The following is a 22,691-nucleotide window of genomic DNA, read 5'->3' as shown; positions in this document are numbered from 1 at the left end:
TTTAATAGTGGTTCGACTATATTATGTCCCATGTAGATAATAAAGATAGACTGCTATTAATAGCACCAATGCGGTGCCTACTACTGATAATCGTAAAAACTGCTCATCAGCGGGCAATTGCTGGCTGATGTCTTGAGCAGGTACTAAAAATAAATGGCACTCAGGGCAACAAGAATCTACCTGATTCAATATGTTGGTAGAACGGGCGTTCTTACAACGTAGTGGGGAGTTGCTACAATAACCAAGCATAATACGTACGCCTTTTATCAAATCATGAATATCAATTCAGTAAGCCGTCACCATTTATTTCCAATTCTACCGTTTAGACATTAGCAATAATCAATATATAGTTGATCCAATTTAAGAGTGGTACAAGGCAACCGAGTGCAGATGTATACGTCATACTTCAAGCGAGGTTAACGCTGTAACGCTTTTTTAATGGATTGACTATAATTCTTATCTACCTATTTTCAGAGTATCACAACAGGCTTATACCCTACCTCACAATAATCAATTTTTTTAAATAATCAAAATAATTATACCGTTATCGCCTTTACTATAAATAATTAAATAAAACTTAGTAAAGCACAATTAAAACCTTACAGTAATTGTGGTTTTATACTATAATGGAGTCATAATGTTACCGCTTTATCATCCATTATAACATTATGTATCAGTGTGCAATGTCATCCCTCATTAGCACTGATAACCTTTTAATATATTAAGGAACCAAATCATGAAACTACAATCCCTAGTTTTAGCCGCTGCCACTGCCCTTACCATGACCACTGCTTTTGCCGTACCTTCTGGCACTTGGTCTATTGCGGCTGGTGCACATTATGTTGACCCTAAAAGTGATAATGGCACTCTAGATAATGGTTTGTCTGTTGATGTTGACGGCGATATACAGCCAACTATTAGTGGTGAGTATTTCATTGCCAACAATGTCGGTGTTGAGCTACTCGCAGCACTTCCATTTCATCATGATTTTGATCTAAACAGTGCGGATGGCACACAAGTTTTAACAGGTAAAACCCAACATTTACCACCAACTCTTTCTGTGCAATATCACTTTGACTCTGACAACATGCCAATGAATATCAAGCCATTCGTTGGTGTTGGCGTGAACTATACGACCTTTTTTAAAGAAAGAATCTCTACTGGTGGTGATTTAGATCTTGATGATAGTGTTGGTGTGGCTGGTCATGTCGGTTTAGACATTCCTTTCGCTCCAACTGAAGCTTTCCGTATCGATGCACGCTATATGGACATCAAAACAGATGCTACTTTAGATGGCGGTGACATCGGTGAAATCGATATCAGCCCTTGGGCATATGGCATTGCATTTGTTAAACAGTTTTAATCACAAATCGTATTAAACTCGATGATCTAAGTATAAAAAGCCAGCGCTGATGCTGGCTTTTTTTTGGCTGATAGTTACTCATATCTAATACAGTACTGCTCAAAAAAAAGACCACCCTTAGGCAGTCTTTTTTTGGTTTTAGTTTTTAAAGTAGCGTATCAGCTATAGCAAAATACGGCGTGGATCAGCAAGCAATGTAGCAACATAGCGAGTGAATACCGCTGCATCCGCACCATTGATGACGCGGTGGTCATAAGACAATGATAATGGCAGCATCAAGCGCGGCTCAAAAGTTTGCTTAGCGTCATTCCAAACTGGCTGCATGGTCGCTTCTGATGCGCCCAAGATGCCTACTTGTGGCCAGTTGACCAGTGGCGTGAATGATGTACCGCCCAAGATACCTTGGCTTGATATGGTAAAGCTGGCACCTTGCATATCTTTAGTAGTGAGCTTTTTATCACGGGCTTTGCCTGCAAGCTCACCAATTTCAATCGCGATCTGCTTGATGCCTTTGTCCTGTGCATTTTTAATCACAGGAACCACTAGGCCGTCATCAGTCGCAACCGCAATACCCATGTTGACACTCTTACGTAAGATAATTTGTGTATTATCGTCGCTCAAATGACTGTTGAAACGTGGATGCTGAGTCAAGGCGTAAGCAGTTGCTTTAACAATAAAGGCCAAAATAGTCAGGCCAATACCTTGCGCCTTCATGTCACCCTTTAGCTCACCGCGTAGTTTTTCAGTTTCGGTGATATCAGACAAATCAAACTGTGTCACTTGCGGTAGATAGGTATTGTAGTTCAGCTGCGGGATTGACACTTTTTGCAAGCGGCTTAAATCTTGGGTTTCTGTTTCGCCCCAGATTTCAACATTGCTCATATCAGGTAGTTTTGGCAGACCTGAGCTAACAGCACCCTGAGCAGCTGGTGCGGCTTGTTGGGTGGTCAAACGGTTTTTAACATGCGCAAACAGATCTTCTTTTAGAATGCGATCGTTTAGTGCTGAACCCTTTACCTGTGTGATATCGACGCCAAGCTGACGAGCCAATTTACGTACAGCAGGACCTGCATATACATCAACCAACTTTTCATTGACTTCCGCTTCGCTCAATTTTTTGCCCGCAGGTGCAGCAGTTGAGGTCGGTGCAGGCGCTTGCTCTGGCTCGCCTGTTGGGGCTGGCTGTGACTTGCTTTCAGTTTTCGGTGCAGGCTTGTCCGCTTTATCTTCAGTTTTAGCAGTATCTGCTTTCGGTTTTGCCTTAGGAGTACCTGCCGCTTTAATAACGATAAAGTCTTGACCGTTGGCAACAGTGTCACCAGCATTAACCAAGATTTTTTCAACTACGCCTGCTTCTGGTGCAGGCACTTCGACTGAGGCTTTGTCTGACTCAATCAGTAGGATAGACTCATCGGCACTGACCGTGTCGCCTACACTCACCATAATCTCAGCCACTTGCGCTTCATCAACGCCTATATCTGGCAGTGCATGGGTAGTCGATGCGCCTTCGCCAGCATCATCAGTCGCTTCTTCTGCATCTGCATCATCTTCAACAGGTGCGTCTTCATTATTATCGTCTGCTTGTTCTGAATCAGTTACTTCTTCGGCAGTATCGTCATTATCATCGCTTGCGTCAGCACTCTCTACTTCGATCAATACCATGCCTTCGCTGACTTGATCGCCGATGGCGACATTGATTTTGGTGACTTTACCAGCAGCAGAGCTTGGTACTTCAACTGACGCTTTGTCAGACTCTAACAAAACGATGTTGTCATCTTTTGCGATGACATCACCCACTGCTACCATAATTTCGCTGACTTCAGCACTATCGACACCCAAATCGGGGGCTTTAATGTCCATGTTTTATCTCCTAGTCTTATGATTATTATTCTTTGACATCACCGTCATTGAGCAAGGGCGCATCTGCTTGATCTTCGGCGCGGCCTTCATTGCTGATATCTTCATCGTCTTCAGCAACGAACTCAGGCACAGGACTTGGGTTGACTTTGCCTGGTGCAGGTGCATCTGGAGAATGATCATAATAAGACTGTTGGTGCCATGCAGGTGGCTGATCCGCATCGATGCCTAAGCTTGAAATCGCATCTTTTACCAAACGCATCTCGACTTCACCCTCATCCGCTAAGCGCTTAAGCGTGGCGACAACGATATGAGCCGCATCAACGTTAAAGAAGCTGCGTAGGTTCTCGCGAGTATCAGAGCGGCCATAACCATCTGTGCCAAGCGTGGTATAAGGACGGTTGTCTGGTAACCAAGCACGAATTTGCTCTGAGTAGTTACGCATGTAGTCAGTGGCTGCAACTACGATGCCTTCGTGCGGTGCTAATTGCTCAGTAACCCATGGCACTTTTTCTTCATCCATTGGATGTAGACGGTTGTAGTCGTCACAAACCATACCATCACGAGTCAACTCGTTGAAGCTGGTGACACTCCAAACGTTTGATGTGATATTGAACTCATCTTTTAGGATCTGAGCCGCTTTTTGTACTTCACGTAGAATCACGCCTGAACCCAATAGCTGTACCTGAGTTGAGCCGTTGTCTTCAAGTAAATACATACCGCGCTTGATACCTTCCTCGCTTCCTCCTGGCATGGCAGGCTGGTCGTAGTTTTCGTTCATTAGCGTTAGGTAATAATAAACGCGCTCGCCTTCTCCGTACATCCGGCGTAGGCCATCATGCATGATGACCGCCAACTCATAACCATAGCAAGGGTCATAGCTCACGCAGTTCGGTACGGTGTTAAACAAAATCTGCGAATGGCCATCTTGATGCTGTAAGCCTTCACCATTCAAAGTCGTACGACCCGCAGTAGCCCCTAATAAGAAGCCTTGTGCCTGACAGTCACCTGCCGCCCACGCCAAGTCACCTATGCGCTGGAAGCCAAACATCGAGTAATAGATGTACATCGGAATCATTGGTAGCGCGTTCACAGAGTAACTGGTTGCCAAGGCAATCCATGTACTCATCGCACCCGCTTCGTTGATACCTTCTTCTAACATATGGCCATCGATGGCTTCTTTATAGCCCATCAATGCTTCGCTATCTTCAGGCATGTATTTTTGTCCGACCGCAGAGTAAATACCCAATTGACGGAACATACCTTCTAAACCAAAGGTACGCGCTTCGTCTGGTACGATTGGTACCACGCGATCTTGAATGTCTTTGTTTTTCAGCATGGCTGATAACAGACGTACAAATACCATCGTCGTTGATTGTTCTTTGCCGTTACTACCCTTTAATACGCGATCAAATATCGACAGCTCAGGGATGTTCAGCGGAATATGGCCACTACGGCGGTTTGGCAGATGACCACCCAATGCTTCACGGCGACCTTTTAGATACTTCATCTCTGCCGAACCTTCTTCAGGACGGTAGAATGGTAGAGTCTCTAATTGCTCATCGGTAAATGGCAAATCAAAGCGATCACGGAAATAAACAAGCGCCTCTTGATCAAGCTTCTTGATTTGATGCGATTTATTGACCGCTTGTGTTGTGCTGGACAAACCATAGCCTTTGACAGTTTTGACCAGTACGACCGTTGGCTGACCTTTGGTTTTCATCGCTTCGCTAAACGCAGCATAGACCTTCATTGGGTCATGACCACCACGGTTTAGGCGTGCAATGTCTTTATCAGTCAATGCATCTGCCATTTCTTTTAATTCAGGATATTTACCAAAGAATTCTTTGCGAGTAAATTCAGGCGTACGCGCTTCATATAGCTGGTATTCACCATCGACCACTTCTTCCATACGATGTTTGAGTACGCCAGTATCATCATTGGCAAGCAGGCTATCCCATTTACCACCCCAAATGACTTTAATCACACGCCAGCCAGCACCGCGAAATACCGACTCTAGCTCTTGAATAATTTTGCCATTACCACGGACTGGGCCATCAAGACGCTGTAGATTACAGTTAACAACCCAAATTAGATTGTCCAGCTTCTCACGACCAGCAAGAGAGATTGCGCCCAAGCTTTCTGGCTCATCCGTCTCACCATCACCTAAGAATGCCCAAATTTTACGGCCTTCTTTTTCGAGCAAGCCACGGTTTTCCATGTAACGATGCACGTGAGCATGATAGATCGACATGATCGGACCTAAGCCCATTGATACCGTTGGGAACTGCCAATAGTCAGGCATCAAATATGGATGAGGGTAGCTTGATAAGCCTTTACCACCCACTTCACGGCGGAAGTTATCAAGCTGATCTTCGGTTAGACGACCTTCTAAATAAGAACGTGCATAGATACCTGGCGCTGAGTGACCTTGATAATAAATCATGTCCCCACCGAAGTGATCGCTTGCCGCACGGAAAAAATGGTTGAATCCTGTCTCATACAGCGTGGCACTAGAGGCAAATGTCGCCAAATGGCCACCTAGATCATCATCGTTTTTGTTGGCACGCATCACCATCGCCAGCGCGTTGTAGCGAATCAGCGCACGGATCTTACGCTCAATGGTCAAGTCGCCAGGATACATCGGCTCGTCCTCGACTGCGATGGTATTGATATAAGCAGTATCAAGGCGGTTGAATGGCAGGCCTTCTTGCACCGCCATATTGTATAAGGCTTTTAGTAAAAACTGCGCGCGATCCTTATCTGCATGTTTGAGAACAGACTCAAAGGCTTGTAGCCACTCTTTGGTCTCGGTGCTATCAGCATCCTTGTAATAATTCATTGTTGTCGATCCTTTTATATCAGTCATACCTACCCATCTAGACGGTAAGGCTTTGTTAAATACTGGTGTGAAATGAGATATCGGTTTACTTATGACTTCCTTGATATGTCCAAGCATTCCTTTGTTTCATACGGTGAGATACAGCTAGATTATACAAAATAGTGCCACTGAGAATTGACATATGCGTCAAATCAACACATCCGCCAAGCCGTTATAATGCTATAACTGTCTATTCAAACGTTAATTACTATGACATTCCATTATAAGCGTTTACAGTTCAGTTGTTTATGGCTGTAGAGAAATGATGGAATAACAAGTATTTTTTAAATAAATAATGATTAGTTATTAGGTAAATATTATTAATTGATAGCTTTATGGAATATGACTGGTTAATCTTGCAACATAGGGTAACTGGTCATGACAAAAATGCCATTCATCTATTTAATATGATTTTTACAAAAATATTACTTAAAATACAAAATATGTATAACAAGATTTTTTTTGGTAAATAAACGTTTACATTAGGCTTTAATACATAGGAATATTGAGATGCAAAAGGTAGAGCGACTTTTGAATTCAACGAAAAAGCATTTATTCAATAGATATATATGTCAGATAATGACATTGTTAGCTGCTATTCCTATGTTTTTGATTAGCAATGTAGCTTTTGCTGAAGCTGATCCTGTATGTCCAAGTGGACATGCTATGTATTACTTAGGCTCTAAGAGTACTACAACAGCGCCTAAGGCCACATTGAGTTGGTCAGCAGCAGGCAACTCTAGTACCACTTATAGCTTTGACAGTGGTCTTAAACTCGTCTTATCTTTTTCCGATATCAACTTTATTAGAACTGGCTATCCAGAAGTTAGCAGTTTTGCTGGTGTTACTACCAATGCTCTTAACATGCGTCATGGCAGCGAAAAAATTGATGTGAATCACAGGTTGACGGCCACTATTAATAAACCCGTTACAAAATACGGTTTTGTCGTTCAAGACTTAGATGCAAATGCTGCTGGAAGATACACTGAGTCGGTATCAATTGTTACTACAGGTGGTTCTTTTAGCAATTTCGCTAACAACTTTACTGTATCCAATTCGAATAAAACGATTACTGCAAACCAGTGGGCAAACTGTAGTCCTAGTAGTCCATGTAATTTTAATATTGAATGGGGAGCCCAATCAGCAAATACGCCATTTGTAACCACACATGGTAATCCATACTCTGGTGCCTCCACGACAACGTCAACTGGTGATCATTTAGTAGGCTATTCCGATTTCTACTTTTGCCTCGCGCCGCCCAAACTCATTGTAAAAAAAGCGTTGAGTGGTACACGTGTCAATACTAACGATCAGTTTGAGATCGCCGTTAGTGGTGGATCAATAGCTACAAATAGTTTTACCACTACTGGTACAGGCTCAACAATCACGAACGGAACCAGTGCAACGATTACCCTAGCAGAGAGCACAAATTATACTATTACTGAGCGCGTGATGAATGGTACGACCCTAGGTGATATAGCTAACTACAATGCGACTTACGTTTGTAGTAATGCCACAACAGGTAGTACAACAGTAATGCCTACGACTGCAATGAGCTATAACCCTACTACTAAAACGCGTTCATTCACCCTTAGTAATGTTACTTATGGTGATGAAATTACATGTACTATCACTAATAGTGCAAACTACGTATTCTCAGGCACCGTATTTAACGATAACGGTAACGTTGCAAGCCCAAATAAAGACGATGTATCAGATAAATATCTAAATAATGTTTTTTACTTCAACGGTAAGTACGATTCACCAACCGAATCTGGTATCCCTTTTACCACCGGTCACACCATTACTTTGAATAAATGTGCCGGTGATAGTGGGACGTTTTCACCTCAGACGGTAAACATTGGTAATGATGGAACCTATAGTTTTAGCTTGACGCCAGCACAAGTAGGTAGTTACACAAGACTCTGTGTCACGCAGAATGAACCTAGTAATTATACCTATTCTGTAGACACGACAAGCGATGTGCGACAAATAAACATCATTAATAGTCAGTACAACTATCCTAGCAATGATTTCGGTGATGTTATTCAAGAAAATGCTGCATTGGTATTGATCAAAAGTCAGTATGTCCATGACTGTAGTCTAAATAACCTTGCCACAATTGGTGTTAATTATGAAGGTAGTGCTAGCAGCGCGTATAGTATAAAACCAATATCTGGCATAGTGCCAGGACAATGTATCGCTTATAGAATTGAAGCTATCAATCGAGGTAATGTTTCTCTGACAGATATTGTTATCAAGGATAAGCTACAGAGTAAAAACGACTCTAATAATTCGCTAATTACCTCTACCTTAGCTAATCCAATACCTATTGGTGAAAATAATGGCACTCCATCATTTGCAACAAACTCAGTATCTATTGGTAACAACGGTACAGTGATCACCAATACTTTTTCCTTAGGTGCTACTACAGCCACTCGCCGTCAGGCCATTCGTTTTAATACTAAATATGGTACTACCATTAGTAACTAAACACCTGTGTATCGAATTACTGAGTACTTAATCAAGCCCTGTCTTCTTAGACAGGGCTTTTACCGTTTGGTCATCTTGAAATACCATTTGTCATCTTTATAATTGATACTTGTATCGATTACGTTACAATAGCTTAAAGGGGAATGTGTGCTTTTTACAGACGACCCTGATAGCAAATGATAGACAGTTTCACGGCAGCCCAAAGCATTAGTATCCCAATGATAGTAACGGTATAAGAAAGGATTTTATATGAAACGTTTCAAGATTCTACGCAATGTTCTATTAGCTACTATAGCTTTTAGCTCTTTACTAAATGTAGCACATGCTGATGATGCTCTAAAAATGGAACTAACAGCCAATCAAGTCATAAAGAATGCGGAAGGTAAAACAGTCTATACGCCAGTACGCACCGCACCGGCAGGTACTGTGATTCAGTATAAAGCGAATTATACCAATACCATCAATAAAGATATTAACGATTTAATGGTGACACTGCCTATCCCTGCCAATATGACATTTACTGGCGATGCGATGCCTGCAAGTGCGCAAGCCAGTATCGATGGCAAAAACTATGCTGATATGCCACTTATGCGTAAAGTCGATGGCAAAATGGTCAAGATTCCATATTCTGAATACCGCACTCTGCGTTGGAATATTAAGTTATTGCCAGCTAAAAAGTCAGCAGCTGTTGCTCTCAATACCACCGTTAATTAATTCAATAGACATTAAACCTTCACGCTTTTAACGTTTCAATTTTTAATCTTAACTCTGGAGCATTATATGAAATCAACCACTTTTAACTATAGCCTGCTAGCTGTCGGCGTCGCCGCAGTAATGGGTGTGTCTACTGGCGCTAATGCAGCGACCCCAGCTAACGCTGTAACAGCAGGCGCTGCGCCAATTAATAACGTAGCAACTGCAAGCTACAGTATTGCTGGCGTCAGTCAGCCATCTGTAACCTCTAACACAGTAACCGTTAACGTTAGCGAAACGGCTAACTTTGCACTTACATCGACTGTTGATGATGGTAGTATTGGTGACGATACTGCTATCAATCAGACTGCTACGCCAGGTGGTACAACTACCTTTACTCATAATTTAACCAACACGGGTAACGTGACGGATACTTATACCATTAACACCACAGGTAATGACTCATCACTAGTAACGGCTACTCCAGACTACCCTTTAGGTACTGCGCCTGTTACGTTTACTATTGTACAAGCAGATGGCACTCCTCTAACTTCTGCTCAAGTCACCGCTTTAGGAACTCAAGCACAGACAGGTACCCTAACTAATGGCGGTACTATTAGACTACAGCCAGGTACTAGAGCTAACTTAAGCTACGAAGCAGCTACGCCAGACAATCGTAACGGTAATGACAAAGGTGTAGGCACATTAACAGCGACCAGTACTTTCTTTACTGCTAATAATGCACCTGGTGCGACATTGGTAAACGAAAACCAAACTATCGTGAGATTGCCTACCTTTAAAATTGTAAAAACAGCGACCAGTACTGTCGATTTGACAGTCGCCAACCCACAGATTGCTTATAGTATCGTAGTCACTAACGCGACTACTGACTATAGTGCTGCTGCAACTGATTTTGTTATCAGAGATGTCCTTCCTGTAGGTTTGAGTTTGCCTAATGGCACAGCCTCAGACGTGACCGTAACTGGTGGTGCTGGTACCGCGACGATTTCCACTATCGGTGGTCGACAAGCTATTGATGTTGCCGTAGCGAACTTAGCTGTTGGCGCAAGTCGCACGATTACTTTCACGGTTAACGTCGATAGAGATCAGTTTACATCTGCTAATAGTTCAGTAACTAACAACGCAGAAGTCTACGATAAGTTTGTCGGTCCGGTTAGCCCGCTACCTGCTAATCCTGTACTTGGTACTGACTATGATATTTTCGATAGTACAGATGGCACTGTAGGTGTTACTAGAATACCTGATGAGGCGGGTGAAGGTAACGGCGCTGGTATAGATACTCCTGGTGTGACTAGCTTTACCAGACGAGCGGTTGTGGTGAGCAATCCAACGACTAGAGAAATTCCCCCTGCCTCAGGTACTGCTAGTCAAGCGACTCATTCAACTCTCATTACTAACAGCGGTCAAGATGGTGAAGGTACCAATGCTAACCCATTGACTTTCACTATTGCTGATGGTGGCAATAATGGGGCTGTCAGACCTGTTACTGGTCCTGTTAGTGCTACTTATACGCCGCCTGGTAATGGTGCTCCGGTTACTATAACGCTGCAACCTACCGTTGCTGGTGGTAATACATATACTCTTAATGGCACTACACTACCAACCGCTCAATTTCCAAATGGTATTGCACCTGGTGGCACATTAGCAATCAACTACAAAGTGTCGTCGGGCAATGTAGCTGCTCCTGCAACTGTTGCTGATGCTGCAGCTGTTGGTAGCACTGAAACTTCTGTTGTAACACTAACACCTGCTGGTATTAATGCACCTGCTGCTACTACAGTGACTGATACGACTAACGTTAGAGGCTTAACTTTAGTGAAGTCTCAAGCATTAGATGCGACTTGTTCAAGTACGGTTGCTGCAAGTACCTTTATTCAGACTGCGATCGATGCGAAACCTGATCAGTGTGTTATCTATCGTATTCAGGCGACTAATACTTCTTCAGCAGCGTTAGGTTTTAATCTTAACGATTTAACCATTTCGGATTTGTTGTCTAACTTTTCAGCTGGTGCGGATTTAGTAGCTGGTTCACCTGCTACTTCTGCGACTGCCTCATCTACTGCAGGCATAGCTAGTACTACCAGTACTGCAGTTCTTGGTACTAACTATACCCTAGTTCCTCAGGGCGTTGGCACCTTGACTTTTAAAATCAAAATTAAAAACGCTCGTTAATTGATATTTAACATTTTAAAGTCTATAAGCTTCACAAGACGCTTATAGACTAACGCTCCAGCTTGACCTAATTGATTTTGATGAGCCAAGCTGGAGAATTACTATCCGACCCTTTTATGTTTTATTGGATAAGCGACATATGACTAAATCTTTAATGACACCGTCTAATCGTATTACGTTGCATACAGCGAAGATCTCTGCGCTGACGGCTGCAATGTTGCTTATGCAATCAAATATGGCGTTTGCTGCGCCCACCACTCTCGTACAAACTATCAACAATATCGCTAATGCTTCTTATGACGTCAATTCTATCAAACAAAATAGCATTTCAAACCAAGTTCAAATCAAAGCCTCTGCCTTATCTGAATATGGTATTAACTTAACTCAGCAACCTGTGCGTACTGTTGCACCCAACACACTGGTGAATTGGGTTAATGTTCTTAGTAATACTAGCTATAGTGATCAGACTGTTGAGCTGACGCTTGATGTATCGCCAACTCTATCTAATTTGAAAGTTTATCAAGACTTGAATAAAAACGGCATTGTCGATAGTGGTGATACACAACTGATTCTTGATAACATGAGTGCCCAAATCAAGCTTGGTCAGAGTGAAAACATTCAGTTTATTGTGCAAGCTCTATCAGATGCTAATGGTAAGGATGGAGATACGGCTGACATTAAGATTGGTGCAGTTGTCTTAGAAGACCCGTCAGTGACTAGCGTGAGTGCGACCGATAGTTTAGTCATTATCGAATCTGGTATCAAATTCACCACCCCTAAATTTGATGAAAGCAAAACGATTTCACAAATTAATGATGACGTTTATGTCAGTGCCAGCTATGCGCAATGTAATGTACAAACTGACAAGCCTGATCAAGTATGGGTAACCATCAAATCACCAAAAACTGGAGATAGCTATTCACTTAAAGCTATAGAAACCGGTAATAACACAGGTAAATATCAGCTATCAGCAGCCACTCAAAATAACGCTAACGCTATTGACGATAAGCTTATCCAAACGTTGAACAACGACACATTGACTGTCAGTTTAGATGCTTGTATCGCCCCTTCGGTTGGTACTGGTGCTGATGAACTGCCGAACGCGTCTGACTTCACCGTGCGTATCAGTGACCTGAGCTCACAAATTAATATCGTCGATGACAACCCAGCTTTAGTTGTCACAAAGGAAAGTGACGTAAAAAGTGCTGAACTCGGCGATTATGTCAGCTACACCATCAATATCACGAACAATGGTAACGCTACTGCTTACGATGTACAGCTAAAAGATGCCTTACCACGTGGTTTTGACTACGTTGAGAATAGTGTACGTGTTAGTCCAACGACTGATATTGATATCAATCAAGCACAGACCACCGAGTTTAAAGCTGATGGTAAATATCAGGTATTGAACTTAGGAAACATGGCAAATGGCGAAAGTAAAAAAATTACTTATCGTGTGCTTGTCGGTGCTTCATCACTAGGTGGTGATGGTATCAACCGCGCAATCGCAGTTGCTAACAATGAGCAAGGCCAAAGCTTAGTATCAAGAGAAGCACAGTGGAAAATCGACGTAGAACGCGGCGTCATGAATACTGACGGTATCATCATTGGTAAGGTCTATCACGATATCAACCGCGATGGTATCCAGCAAAAAGAAGACGGCGAGCTTGGGGTTGCTGGTGTCCGTATTTATATGGAGAACGGCAACTTCATCGTTACTGATCCTGAAGGTAAGTACAACTTTTATGGGGTCAGTGCCAAAACACACGTACTAAAAGTAGATAGCACTACGATCCCTAGAGAAACAGAGCTGCTCACCCAAAGCAACCGTAATGCGGGTGATGCTGGCAGCCGTTTCGTTGACCTAAAATATGGCGAGCTACATCGTGCAGATTTTGCGATTGTGGGCGGCATGGGCGATAGTACTGAGCGTCTGAACGCCGAGCTAATCGCTCGTAGCAAATCAGTGAGTGCTAAGAATGATACGCTAGAGCAAGCGGTAAAAACAGCGCTAACATTAGAGCCAAACTACGATGCCGACACGACTGATAATGTCGATGCAAGTGGCTGCAATATCAATGGCGACCTAGACCTTGGTAACAACTGTGATTCTGCTATTGTCAACGATATGATTGGGGATGCGACCAATCGTGTAGACATGGCCGTGACAACGGTTGCACCTCCAGTAGAAAAAGAGCTCGAAGAATATCTAAAAGAAGTGGCTAACAATAATGTCACCTTCATTAACCTAAATGAAGGTCAACAGCTCAGTACTTACAAGCAGATGGTGCAGGTACAAGCACCACTTGGTTCAATATTTACTCTATACGCCAATGGCAAAGCGATATCAGAGAAGCAAATCGGTAAAACTGCTGAGCAAGAAAAGCAAAATGTAATGGCTTTTGACTATTATGCGGTTGACCTAAAACGCGGACGCAATACTCTACGTGGTGTGGCAACTGACATCAATGGCAAAACTATTTCCGAGCAGACCATCACCGTATTGACACCTGATAGTCTGCAAGCGATTGATTATCGTACGCAAGCACAACTAGTCCCAGCAGATGGTATCAGCGAATATCAGGTTGTTATTAGTCTAAAAGATCGCGACAATCGCCCCTATATCGGTACTACTTCTCTTACACTTGATACTAATATCGGTCGTATCAATCTGAAAGACAGCAGCCAAGATCAAGCCGGTACCCAAGTTACTGTATCAGGGGGTGAGCTATTAATACCAGTCATCGCGCCAAGCGCACCAGGCAAAGGTGAGCTGGTCATCGATACGGGTAGTAGCAAGCAAGTCATTCCACTACAGTTCACTGCCAAGCTGCGTCCACTCATTGCTGTGGGTATCGTCGAAGGTGCTATCTCTCTCAAAGACTTTGATGGCAGCAATATCACAGACGCACAAGGCGCGTTCGAGCAAGAGCTGCATGAAATCTCAGGCAATGATGATTATTCAGCCACTGGTCGTGCGGCAATGTTCTTGAAAGGCAAAGTGCGCGGAGATTACTTGCTGACGTTGGCTTATGACAGTGACAAAAAAGGCGAGCGATTATTCCGTGATATTGAGCCTGGCGAGTATTATCCTGTCTATGGTGACTCATCGGCTAAGGGCTTTGATGCCCAATCAACCAGTAAGCTCTATGTGCGTCTAGACAAAGGCCGCTCGTTTGCTATGTACGGCGACCTAAAAACCCAAATCGACAACGATGAAGGCATTGAGCTTGGTCAGTACAACCGTACATTGACTGGTCTAAAAGCGCAATTTGAAGATAATAATACTCGCGTGACTGCGTTTTTGGCAGAGACCAGTACCAGCCAGCGCGTTAATGAGACTCGCGGCTTAGGTATTTCAGGTCCCTACCCATTGGCGGAGAACTTTGACGCGGTACTAGAAAACTCTGAAATCGTCGAAGTTATCACTCGTGATGCCAATAATCCTGGTCTTATTATCAGTCGTGAGACGCTAACTCGTTTTGCTGATTATGAGATAGACCCGATTAGCCGCAGTTTATATCTAAAATCACCGATTGCGAGTCAAGATCTCGAAGGCAATCCTATCTACATTCGTGTCACAGTAGAAGTGGACGAAGGTGGTGAGGACTATTTGGTTGGTGGTATCGCTGCCAAACAGCAACTGACTAATAAAGTCGCTATCGGTGGTAGCTATATCAATAGCGACGACCCATTGAACAAAGAAGAGCTGGCTAGTGTCAATAGCGTTATCAAGTTCAACGACAAGCTAAAGCTGATCGCTGAATACGCGATGAACAAAGCTGAGAACCCTAATTTTCAGCCAAGCAATCAGATCAACACCACAGAATTAGACGATAATAATGTTGAGGGCAATGCCTTACGTGTCGAGCTTGACTTTGATAATAAGAAAGACACGCGTGCCAAGGCTTATTACAATGATGCAGATGAAGGATTTGTCACTGGTGCATCACCACTGACTGCTGGACGTACGGAGTCTGGCGTAGAAGTCATCCATACATTCAACGACAAAAAAACAGCGTTGAAATTAGAAGGTGTGCGTACCAAGGATCATACTACTGACGCGAGTCGTGAAGGCGTACAAGCCAGTATCGAGCAACGCTTGAGTGAAAATGTCGTTGGTGAAATCGGTGTGCGTTACTACAAACAAGATGCCACTGCCGCTTCACGCAACAACCAAGCAGCCACAGATGTGGTAGATGTTACTGATGACACGCTGTTCAATGATGACATTATCAACCAGTCAGCATTGAATAGCGTTAGTGATGCGGACAAAGACATCGAAGGCACAACGGTTCGTGCCCGTATCACTTCTCGTCTACCCAAGCTAAATAATAGCTTGGTGTTTGCAGAGTATGAGCAAGATATCGAAAATAGCTCACGTAACGCGACGTCCATCGGTGGTGAGATGCCAATCGGTGGCTTGGGTCGTCTGTATGCACGTCATGATTTGATCAATAGCTTGTCTGGTAGCTATGGTCTTGATGATACTGATGAGCGTCAACGTACCGTTGTTGGCTTTGACGCCAATTATATGAAAGACGGTAAAGTGTATAGCGAATACCGCATGCGTGATGCAATCAGTGCGCGTGAAGCGGAGGCCGCTATCGGTCTAAAAAACAAATGGTACGTGCAAGAAGGCTTGACCCTTAATACACTGTTTGAGCGCGTTGAGTCATTAGAAGGCGAAGATAACAACACCGCCACGGCGGCAGGTTTTGGCGTTGAGTATCTTGCCAAAGAAAACTACAAAGCATCAGGACGTGTTGAGAAACGTTGGGGCGAGACAAGCGACACCTTACTTGGTAGCGCAGGTATTGCCTATCGTTATACCGATGAGATTACCTTATTGGCCAAAGATACCTATTCGCGCATCGACTATAATGATGGTGATCGCACGATTAATCGTTTCCAACTTGGTGCCGCTTATCGTGATTACGACAGCAATCAACTAGACATGCTTGCAAAGCTTGAGTATCGTTTAGATGACAACAACACGGGTGATGATACCTATCGAAAAGACACCACTGTCTGGTCATGGAATGGTAACTACCATCCAACGCGTGCCTTAACCTTGTCTGGTCGCTATGCGGGTAAGTATACAGAATATGAAGCAGACAATATTACCAGTGACAATACTGCTCATGCCGTTTATGGTCGCGGTCTGTACGATATTAGCGAACATTGGGATGTTGGTTTGCAAGCGGGTACTTACTGGAATAAGCAGGCAGATGATTTGTCTTATATGTTAGGTGCTGAAGTGGGCTATAGCCCAATGACCAACCTTTGGTTGTCACTTGGCTACAATTTTATGGGCTTTGAAGATGAAGACATCGCCTATGACGACAGTACTCAAGAAGGGGCTTACTTTAGATTGCGCTTTAAGTTTGATGAAAATCTATTCAAGCGTGAAGACCCACGTAAGAACAAGCGTTTAAACAGTGACTCTACGCAAGTTAACACGACTACCTTTTAAGCTAATGATAGCGTCTTAACTCCTGTCTAATGGCAATATAATAAGCGATTAGACAGGAGTCGCAGAGTCAGCCCTAATAATGGTAAATACCCACACTTATTACCTTCAGATAAGGTTTGCATCATGTTTAAAGCTGCCATTAAAACCACTGCTTATAAACAACCAGTACATACTGCACTTTCGGCACTGTTACTTTTGAGTGTCGTATCCCTTGCTTCAGCACAAGATAGCATCGCTAACAACACGGCTCAAATCGTTGATGCGAATAGTGCTGTAGACTGTCGTGATGATATTCAGGCTCAAGCCCCTTCTTATAAATATCAAAGCACGCAGCAACGTGTACTCAACTGTATGGTAGAGCAACTACAGCCCTATCAGCAAAAAGACAAGACCGCTCATCAGCAGTATCTTGCTTATAAAGCACAAGCATGGCTTACTTATGCGATCCATCAAGACAGTATGAATAACCGCTCAGCTGCGGGCGTAGTTGCGGCAGAAACGGCAGAGTCTATCTTACAATCGCTAAAGAACGATACAGCGCAAAGCATCAAACTACAGCAAGATATCCCTACTACCTCTGCTCTAATGCGACCTGATATGTGGGCGACGCTGAGTGCGCTAAAAGACAGTGGCGGTATAGAGTCAGCGCCACGTGAGATGGCATTTAGTGAAGTGGCATTAATTTGGGCGGCGACCAATCAATGTAAGCGAGGGTGGCGCGAGTCAGGTATACATTTTCGTATGGCGGACCGCTGGCTTGAGCAAGCACGCGAAGCCTATATTAATGCCCATGATGCGCAGACCAATGTGGCTTTAGAGCAATCTATCGTCAGCTACTACAAGCAGTATGCGCCTTTAGATGCCAGTGATGATATCTGCCGCGGACAAGATCTAACGCCTAATAATTAAAGCGCCTTACTAGATGACAGATATAAAAAAGCCGACAGATTTGTCGGCTTTTTTGTGTCTACTATAGATAAAATTAGCGGTTTTTACGTGGTAGTTTTTCTGGTAGATAGCAGCGTAAGTACGCGATAAATGCGGTATTTGCTTCTTGAATATAGTCATCCGTAATGGTCTGGTGGCGACGATAAGACAAGGTAAATATCGCATTAACAATACTATAAGCAATCAATAACGTGTTTTGGATATCCTCAAAATTTGGCATCTCATAACGCTCTGATAAACGCTTATAGACCAGGTCAACAATTTGATGGTCTATATCTTCGCCAAATTCATCACCTTCAAAATCAGGCGTATTGGTGTCATAAATGAGTTTGGCTTTGGTCTCATCGTTATGGAAGATCGTCACGCACTGATCAATCAGCGCGGTTAGATATCCTTGCCATCTATCGTAGTTGCCGATATCAACGGTTTCTACCATCTCTAATATTTCAATCGCATTCAAAAAGCGCAATGCTAAAAATATTGCTTCAATGTTAGGGAAGAAATGATAAGCAGAAGCTCTTGGTATGCCTGCTTCTTCACACACAGCTGCTAGAGTAATATCATTAATAGCTTGTGTTTCACTCAACTTTTTGGCACCAGCCAAAAGTTTTTGACGACGTGCGCGGCCCTGTTGGCTGGTAAATTTAAACTTGTTTGGTACAAGTTTTTTTGCCAACTCCGAATCTACTAACACATCTTCAATTTTTTCGTCTTTGTTATCACTCATTGTAAATCTCTTAATGTTACGTCCTATTTCATAAATACAATCTTCATTGAGTAGCATTCGTCCTAAATCACTGGAGAATCAACGAGTGGCTCAAATGTAGAGCCAACGTTATCGCTACTAACCTCAATGAGGAGGCATCATAAACGCTTGTACACTATCAAGCAAGGGACATGAATGGGTTAAAAGTTAATGTATCGATTAACACTCTACTAGAGTTAACTATCTAATTTTATGAAGTTAATCATTCAGTTTAATTTTCGCTCTTATAATACCATGATCAGTCACCCTATCTGAATAATCCCACTTAAGATGGTCATTGAAATAATCAACTCTTTCAACCTGACCGAGCGAAAACTTGCTATCAGGTAAGAACTCTTCTGAAACAAATAACTGATCGATCACTTCTGGCATACCTTGATGAATATGGGTGTAAGCCACATCTTTCATCCAACCATAGCGAGCTTGAATACGAGCGGCGTCAAAAAGTGCGACATCACGCATACTTTTATCATAATTAACCTCGCCAGTCTCAGTCATCAGCTGAGTCGTTACGCTACCAGTCACATCATTCATGTCGCCAAGCAGTATCAATGGCTCACGCGTGTGATGCAAACGTTCAATAATCGACATACGAATAGATGCCGCCTCTGCAGCACGCATGCACAAACTACGAAGCTTGGCACGAATACGGATATTTGGATCATCCATGTCTTCTAATAGGTTACCATTTTCGTCACGTAAGAAAAACGCACGTTTACTTTTTAGATGCGCCGTGATGATCGTTATTGGTTGACCATATGCGTCAACACGCAATATCAAAGGTGGACGATTAAAATGCTGATGAGGCCCGATATCGGGGATATCAATCACAGCTTTTGGTGCAATCTCTTCTAATAAGGTCGTCTCTAATTGCTCAAATCGACTAATAATACCAACGGCTGGTGTATGCTGTGCGCCTCTACCTTGAGTATATGGACTTGCAGTGTCATTGCTTGCAAGCGGAATAACCACCTGCTCTGGTTTGAATCCTAGTGCGACAGCTAGTGCTTCTAGTGCATTACTATCCCATACTTCTTGTACGGCAATGATATCAGCGTGTGCTTTAGCCAGCAGATCTGTCAGACCACGTCGCTTATGCTCATAGGCTTTATTATCATAAGCTGGGGCATTCTCATAATAAATGCGATTAGGGTTAGCAAAGTTCAATAAATTAGCTGTGGCAATATAAAACTGTTTACTACCGTCATTATTAGTCATAAGTCCCCTGTTTTTCTTATATTATATTCATACATATGGATTCATAGCAAATTTTATGCCAAAAAAAACTCCCAAAGGTTGACTTTGGAAGTTTTAAAATAACATACATACTGCTGGTCAAAGTCATTAATAGAACCAATCGTACAATCAATCTATTTTCAGCAACGAAATAGTAATCTATTGTCAGCGTTTTTAAGAGACAGCTCGTCTGCTAAGTTAGCTATCTATTAAAGTCATTGAGTAAACAGTAGTCATATTCATAAGTCTTTTTAACATCTGACTTTCTTGTAAAACACGTACTACGATACACGATGCCATGCGTCACGTGATGCTAGACGCGCTTCATCCCACGCCAAACGAGAATCGCCTTTCACTTCATTCCATGAACGCTCTAAGTCGGCTTCATGATCTTCAAAACGTGCATCTACTGGATAGCGAGCGCGATTTGCATAGCCTACCGCATACGCTGGGTGTAGGTCGCGATCAAACTCGTAACCTTCTTTGTAATAATCAGCATTGGCATACTCTGCGCGCCAGTAAGCTTCCTCATGGGTTGGATCAATGGCTTCAGCTGCTGCATGACCTGCGCCGCCACCAACAACTGCACCGATTGCACCACCAATGAGCGTACCTAATGGGCCTGCCATAGTACCGATGGCTGCACCTGCTGCTGCACCGCCTACACCGCCAATACCTGTACCTACTGGATGTGAGCCTGGCTCACCTGTAATAATGTCTGCATTCAAATCTTCTTTTGTCTCTTTAGACATGTTTTTTACTTCACTGCGATCGATAGCGTCATGGTTACTCATAGTATTGTCCCTAAATTATTTATTATTTGTTGAATTATTTATTTGCTAAAAGATTAGCGATATTGCTAAATCCAACTGAAGTATAGAAACTTATAGGTAGAGACAGATAGCCTGATTATGTAAACTGTGTCCGTATTGCGATTACATTGCGTTACAGCCTGTATCTTTATGACGTCTATGTACGGTGCGCTCATACTTTGGGTAATCATAAGAGATTAGCATTGATAAATTTACTATAGAAATCAACCCTATATCTGCATTAATGACCTTGCGATGGCACGTTGCCATTTATCAAGGTGTTGCTCACGAGCATCAATCGACATACTTGGCTCAAAAATACGATCTACTTGCCATGATGCTTTCATGGTTGACTCATCGTAAAGCCCAGTCTTTAAACCAGCGAGTAGTGCTGCACCCTTTGCCGTAATCTCTGTGTCTCTTGGACGTAGCACCGGAACATCTAGCAAATCTGCCTGAAACTGCATCAGCAAATCATTATTTGCCGCGCCGCCATCTACTCTCAGCTCAGTCAAGGGATGAGGGCTGTCTTTTTGCATGGCGATGAGTACATCATAAGTCTGGTAGGCAACTGCTTCCAACGCAGCACGGGCAATATGGGCTTTAGTAGTACCGCGGCTCATACCAGTGATGCTAGCACTGATATCAGAACGCCAGTAAGGCGCACCCAATCCGGTAAAAGCAGGTAATAGCACCACACCTTCGCTACTGTCTACTTGGCGAGCTAAATCTTCAACATCGCTACTTTGTTGAATCATACCCAAATTGTCACGTAGCCATTGGATGATAGCTCCTGCCATAAAAACACTACCCTCCAAGGCATAGGTAACTTCTTTTTTGGGTGGCTGTAGCATTCGCTTACCTGACTGTAAGATTTGATCAAATGATAAATTGTCTGGACGAGTTGGCGATATTTTTCGCTGCCATGCGATGGTGGTTAGCAGCTTGTGCTCGCTCAGTTTTGGCTGCTGACCAATGTTCATCAGCATAAAGCACCCTGTGCCATAAGTATTTTTGGCCATGCCAGCATCGAGACAGCCTTGCCCAAAAAGCGCGGCCTGCTGATCGCCGAGCACGGCTTGAATGGGTATTTGCTTTGCAAATAGGCCTTTTTTGGTTTTGCCAAAATCACCGTCAGATGGCAGTACCTTAGGCAATATAGTCATAGGAATGGCAAACCGATCGCAAAGCGTCTCTGACCAAGCCAATTTATGAATATCAAATAGCAAAGTACGAGAAGCATTGGTCACGTCGATGACATGCTCGCCGCCAGTTAGCTTGTAAATCAGCCAGCTATCGATGGTGCCAACTGCTATCTCACCTTTACTCGCACGTACGCTGAGTTTGGGATTATTTTCGAGCAGCCAAGCAATTTTACTGGCACTGAAGTACGGATCTAAGCGCAGACCTGTGATGCGCTGAACCTCATCGGCCATATTGGCGCTATCAGCACCCTGATGAACGCTATCATCCATACTATTGGTAGCGCTTTCAGCAGCGAGTGTCTTGCAATAGTTTGCCGTGCGCCTGTCTTGCCAAATGATAGCGGGTGCGAGCGGTTTCCCTGTTTGCTTGTCCCACATGACAATAGACTCGCGTTGATTGGTAATCGCGATACTGGTGACATCAGTAGCAAGCAACCCTGCCTGATTGATAACATCATGCGCACAGCTAATCTGAGTTTGCCAGATTTGCTGTGCGTCTTGCTCAACAAATCCCGCTTTTGGCGTTTGCAGCGTCGTTGGCTGTTGTGCCATCTTAATAGGCCGTGCATGATCATCGTATAATATCGCTCGACTCGACGTTGTCCCTTGATCTAACGCCAAAATATATCCTGCCATTACGCATATCCTCTACTGATATTGTTGGTTCTATTTGATAAAAACCAGTGGCTATTCATTATTTGCTGTTAATCAATCACTGTATATTTTATAAATGACTGGCCAAATTATTTAGGGCGTGTTGAACATTCG

Annotated in this window: 13 protein-coding genes; 6 read left to right on the top strand and 7 right to left on the bottom strand. The window is 43.3% G+C overall.

Translation table 11 applies throughout. The features are described 5' to 3' along the window. Window positions 1–21: 21 nt before the first annotated feature. Window positions 22–249 (bottom strand): hypothetical protein, encoded by a 228-nt coding sequence (locus B3V51_RS05840; protein WP_143007428.1) that lies wholly within the window; start codon window positions 247–249, stop codon window positions 22–24. 487 nt (window positions 250–736) lie between these two features. On the opposite strand from B3V51_RS05840, the gene B3V51_RS05835 reads away from it, so the two are divergent. Beyond that, window positions 737–1,363, top strand: coding sequence for an OmpW/AlkL family protein (locus B3V51_RS05835; protein WP_071001346.1), 627 nt, complete (start codon window positions 737–739; stop codon window positions 1,361–1,363). A 162-nt stretch (window positions 1,364–1,525) separates the two neighbouring features. On the opposite strand, the gene B3V51_RS05830 is transcribed toward B3V51_RS05835, so the two are convergent. Both B3V51_RS05830 and aceE read right to left on the bottom strand, forming a co-directional pair. Further along, window positions 1,526–3,223, bottom strand: coding sequence for a 2-oxo acid dehydrogenase subunit E2 (locus B3V51_RS05830; RefSeq protein WP_093070852.1), 1,698 nt, complete (start codon window positions 3,221–3,223; stop codon window positions 1,526–1,528). A gap of 25 nt (window positions 3,224–3,248) precedes the next feature. Continuing rightward, complete coding sequence (gene aceE, locus B3V51_RS05825; RefSeq protein ID WP_286708095.1) at window positions 3,249–6,062, bottom strand: pyruvate dehydrogenase (acetyl-transferring), homodimeric type; 2,814 nt, start codon at window positions 6,060–6,062, stop codon at window positions 3,249–3,251. Between the two features lie 549 nt (window positions 6,063–6,611). Between aceE and B3V51_RS05820 the strand changes: the two genes are divergently transcribed. From B3V51_RS05820 to B3V51_RS05800, 5 genes are all read left to right on the top strand, one after another. Next, on the top strand, window positions 6,612–8,594 hold the full coding sequence (locus B3V51_RS05820; RefSeq protein ID WP_286708094.1) for a hypothetical protein: 1,983 nt from the start codon (window positions 6,612–6,614) through the stop codon (window positions 8,592–8,594). 249 nt (window positions 8,595–8,843) lie between these two features. Further along, the gene (locus tag B3V51_RS05815; RefSeq protein WP_286708093.1) at window positions 8,844–9,308 is read left to right on the top strand and encodes a hypothetical protein; all 465 of its coding nucleotides are present in this window, start codon (window positions 8,844–8,846) and stop codon (window positions 9,306–9,308) included. 66 nt (window positions 9,309–9,374) lie between these two features. Continuing rightward, window positions 9,375–11,480 (top strand): beta strand repeat-containing protein, encoded by a 2,106-nt coding sequence (locus tag B3V51_RS05810; RefSeq protein ID WP_286708092.1) that lies wholly within the window; start codon window positions 9,375–9,377, stop codon window positions 11,478–11,480. A 139-nt stretch (window positions 11,481–11,619) separates the two neighbouring features. Then, window positions 11,620–16,956 carry a hypothetical protein gene (locus B3V51_RS05805; RefSeq protein WP_286708091.1) on the top strand — a complete coding sequence of 1,779 codons (5,337 nt, stop codon included), beginning with the start codon at window positions 11,620–11,622 and terminating at the stop codon, window positions 16,954–16,956. 123 nt (window positions 16,957–17,079) lie between these two features. Beyond that, window positions 17,080–17,865 carry a hypothetical protein gene (locus B3V51_RS05800; RefSeq protein WP_286708090.1) on the top strand — a complete coding sequence of 262 codons (786 nt, stop codon included), beginning with the start codon at window positions 17,080–17,082 and terminating at the stop codon, window positions 17,863–17,865. A 73-nt stretch (window positions 17,866–17,938) separates the two neighbouring features. Here B3V51_RS05800 and B3V51_RS05795 read toward each other — a convergent pair whose 3' ends face one another. From B3V51_RS05795 to glpK, 4 genes are all read right to left on the bottom strand, one after another. Then, a complete protein-coding gene (locus B3V51_RS05795; RefSeq protein ID WP_186474735.1) occupies window positions 17,939–18,631 on the bottom strand; it encodes a TetR/AcrR family transcriptional regulator in 693 nt (230 codons plus the stop codon). 237 nt (window positions 18,632–18,868) lie between these two features. Continuing rightward, window positions 18,869–19,888 (bottom strand): endonuclease/exonuclease/phosphatase family protein, encoded by a 1,020-nt coding sequence (locus B3V51_RS05790; protein ID WP_286708089.1) that lies wholly within the window; start codon window positions 19,886–19,888, stop codon window positions 18,869–18,871. 299 nt (window positions 19,889–20,187) lie between these two features. Further along, complete coding sequence (locus B3V51_RS05785; protein WP_071001334.1) at window positions 20,188–20,700, bottom strand: hypothetical protein; 513 nt, start codon at window positions 20,698–20,700, stop codon at window positions 20,188–20,190. A gap of 248 nt (window positions 20,701–20,948) precedes the next feature. Beyond that, window positions 20,949–22,559, bottom strand: a complete 1,611-nt coding sequence (glpK, locus tag B3V51_RS05780) for a glycerol kinase GlpK (RefSeq protein WP_071001332.1) — start codon at window positions 22,557–22,559, stop codon at window positions 20,949–20,951. Window positions 22,560–22,691 lie beyond the last annotated feature (132 nt).

This window comes from Psychrobacter sp. UBA2514 (assembly GCF_002341255.1).
GTDB lineage: Bacteria > Pseudomonadota > Gammaproteobacteria > Pseudomonadales > Moraxellaceae > Psychrobacter > Psychrobacter pacificensis.
The sequence above is the reverse complement of the archived record's forward strand: the minus strand, read 5'-3'. Positions and strand labels throughout refer to the sequence as shown.

Coding starts and splice junctions, on each gene's coding strand:
- B3V51_RS05840 (WP_143007428.1), bottom strand. CDS start 249: ATGCTTGGTTATTGTAGCAACTCCCCACTACGTTGTAAGAACGCCCGT.
- B3V51_RS05835 (WP_071001346.1), top strand. CDS start 737: ATGAAACTACAATCCCTAGTTTTAGCCGCTGCCACTGCCCTTACCATG.
- B3V51_RS05830 (WP_093070852.1), bottom strand. CDS start 3,223: ATGGACATTAAAGCCCCCGATTTGGGTGTCGATAGTGCTGAAGTCAGC.
- aceE (WP_286708095.1), bottom strand. CDS start 6,062: ATGAATTATTACAAGGATGCTGATAGCACCGAGACCAAAGAGTGGCTA.
- B3V51_RS05820 (WP_286708094.1), top strand. CDS start 6,612: ATGCAAAAGGTAGAGCGACTTTTGAATTCAACGAAAAAGCATTTATTC.
- B3V51_RS05815 (WP_286708093.1), top strand. CDS start 8,844: ATGAAACGTTTCAAGATTCTACGCAATGTTCTATTAGCTACTATAGCT.
- B3V51_RS05810 (WP_286708092.1), top strand. CDS start 9,375: ATGAAATCAACCACTTTTAACTATAGCCTGCTAGCTGTCGGCGTCGCC.
- B3V51_RS05805 (WP_286708091.1), top strand. CDS start 11,620: ATGACTAAATCTTTAATGACACCGTCTAATCGTATTACGTTGCATACA.
- B3V51_RS05800 (WP_286708090.1), top strand. CDS start 17,080: ATGTTTAAAGCTGCCATTAAAACCACTGCTTATAAACAACCAGTACAT.
- B3V51_RS05795 (WP_186474735.1), bottom strand. CDS start 18,631: ATGAGTGATAACAAAGACGAAAAAATTGAAGATGTGTTAGTAGATTCG.
- B3V51_RS05790 (WP_286708089.1), bottom strand. CDS start 19,888: ATGACTAATAATGACGGTAGTAAACAGTTTTATATTGCCACAGCTAAT.
- B3V51_RS05785 (WP_071001334.1), bottom strand. CDS start 20,700: ATGAGTAACCATGACGCTATCGATCGCAGTGAAGTAAAAAACATGTCT.
- glpK (WP_071001332.1), bottom strand. CDS start 22,559: ATGGCAGGATATATTTTGGCGTTAGATCAAGGGACAACGTCGAGTCGA.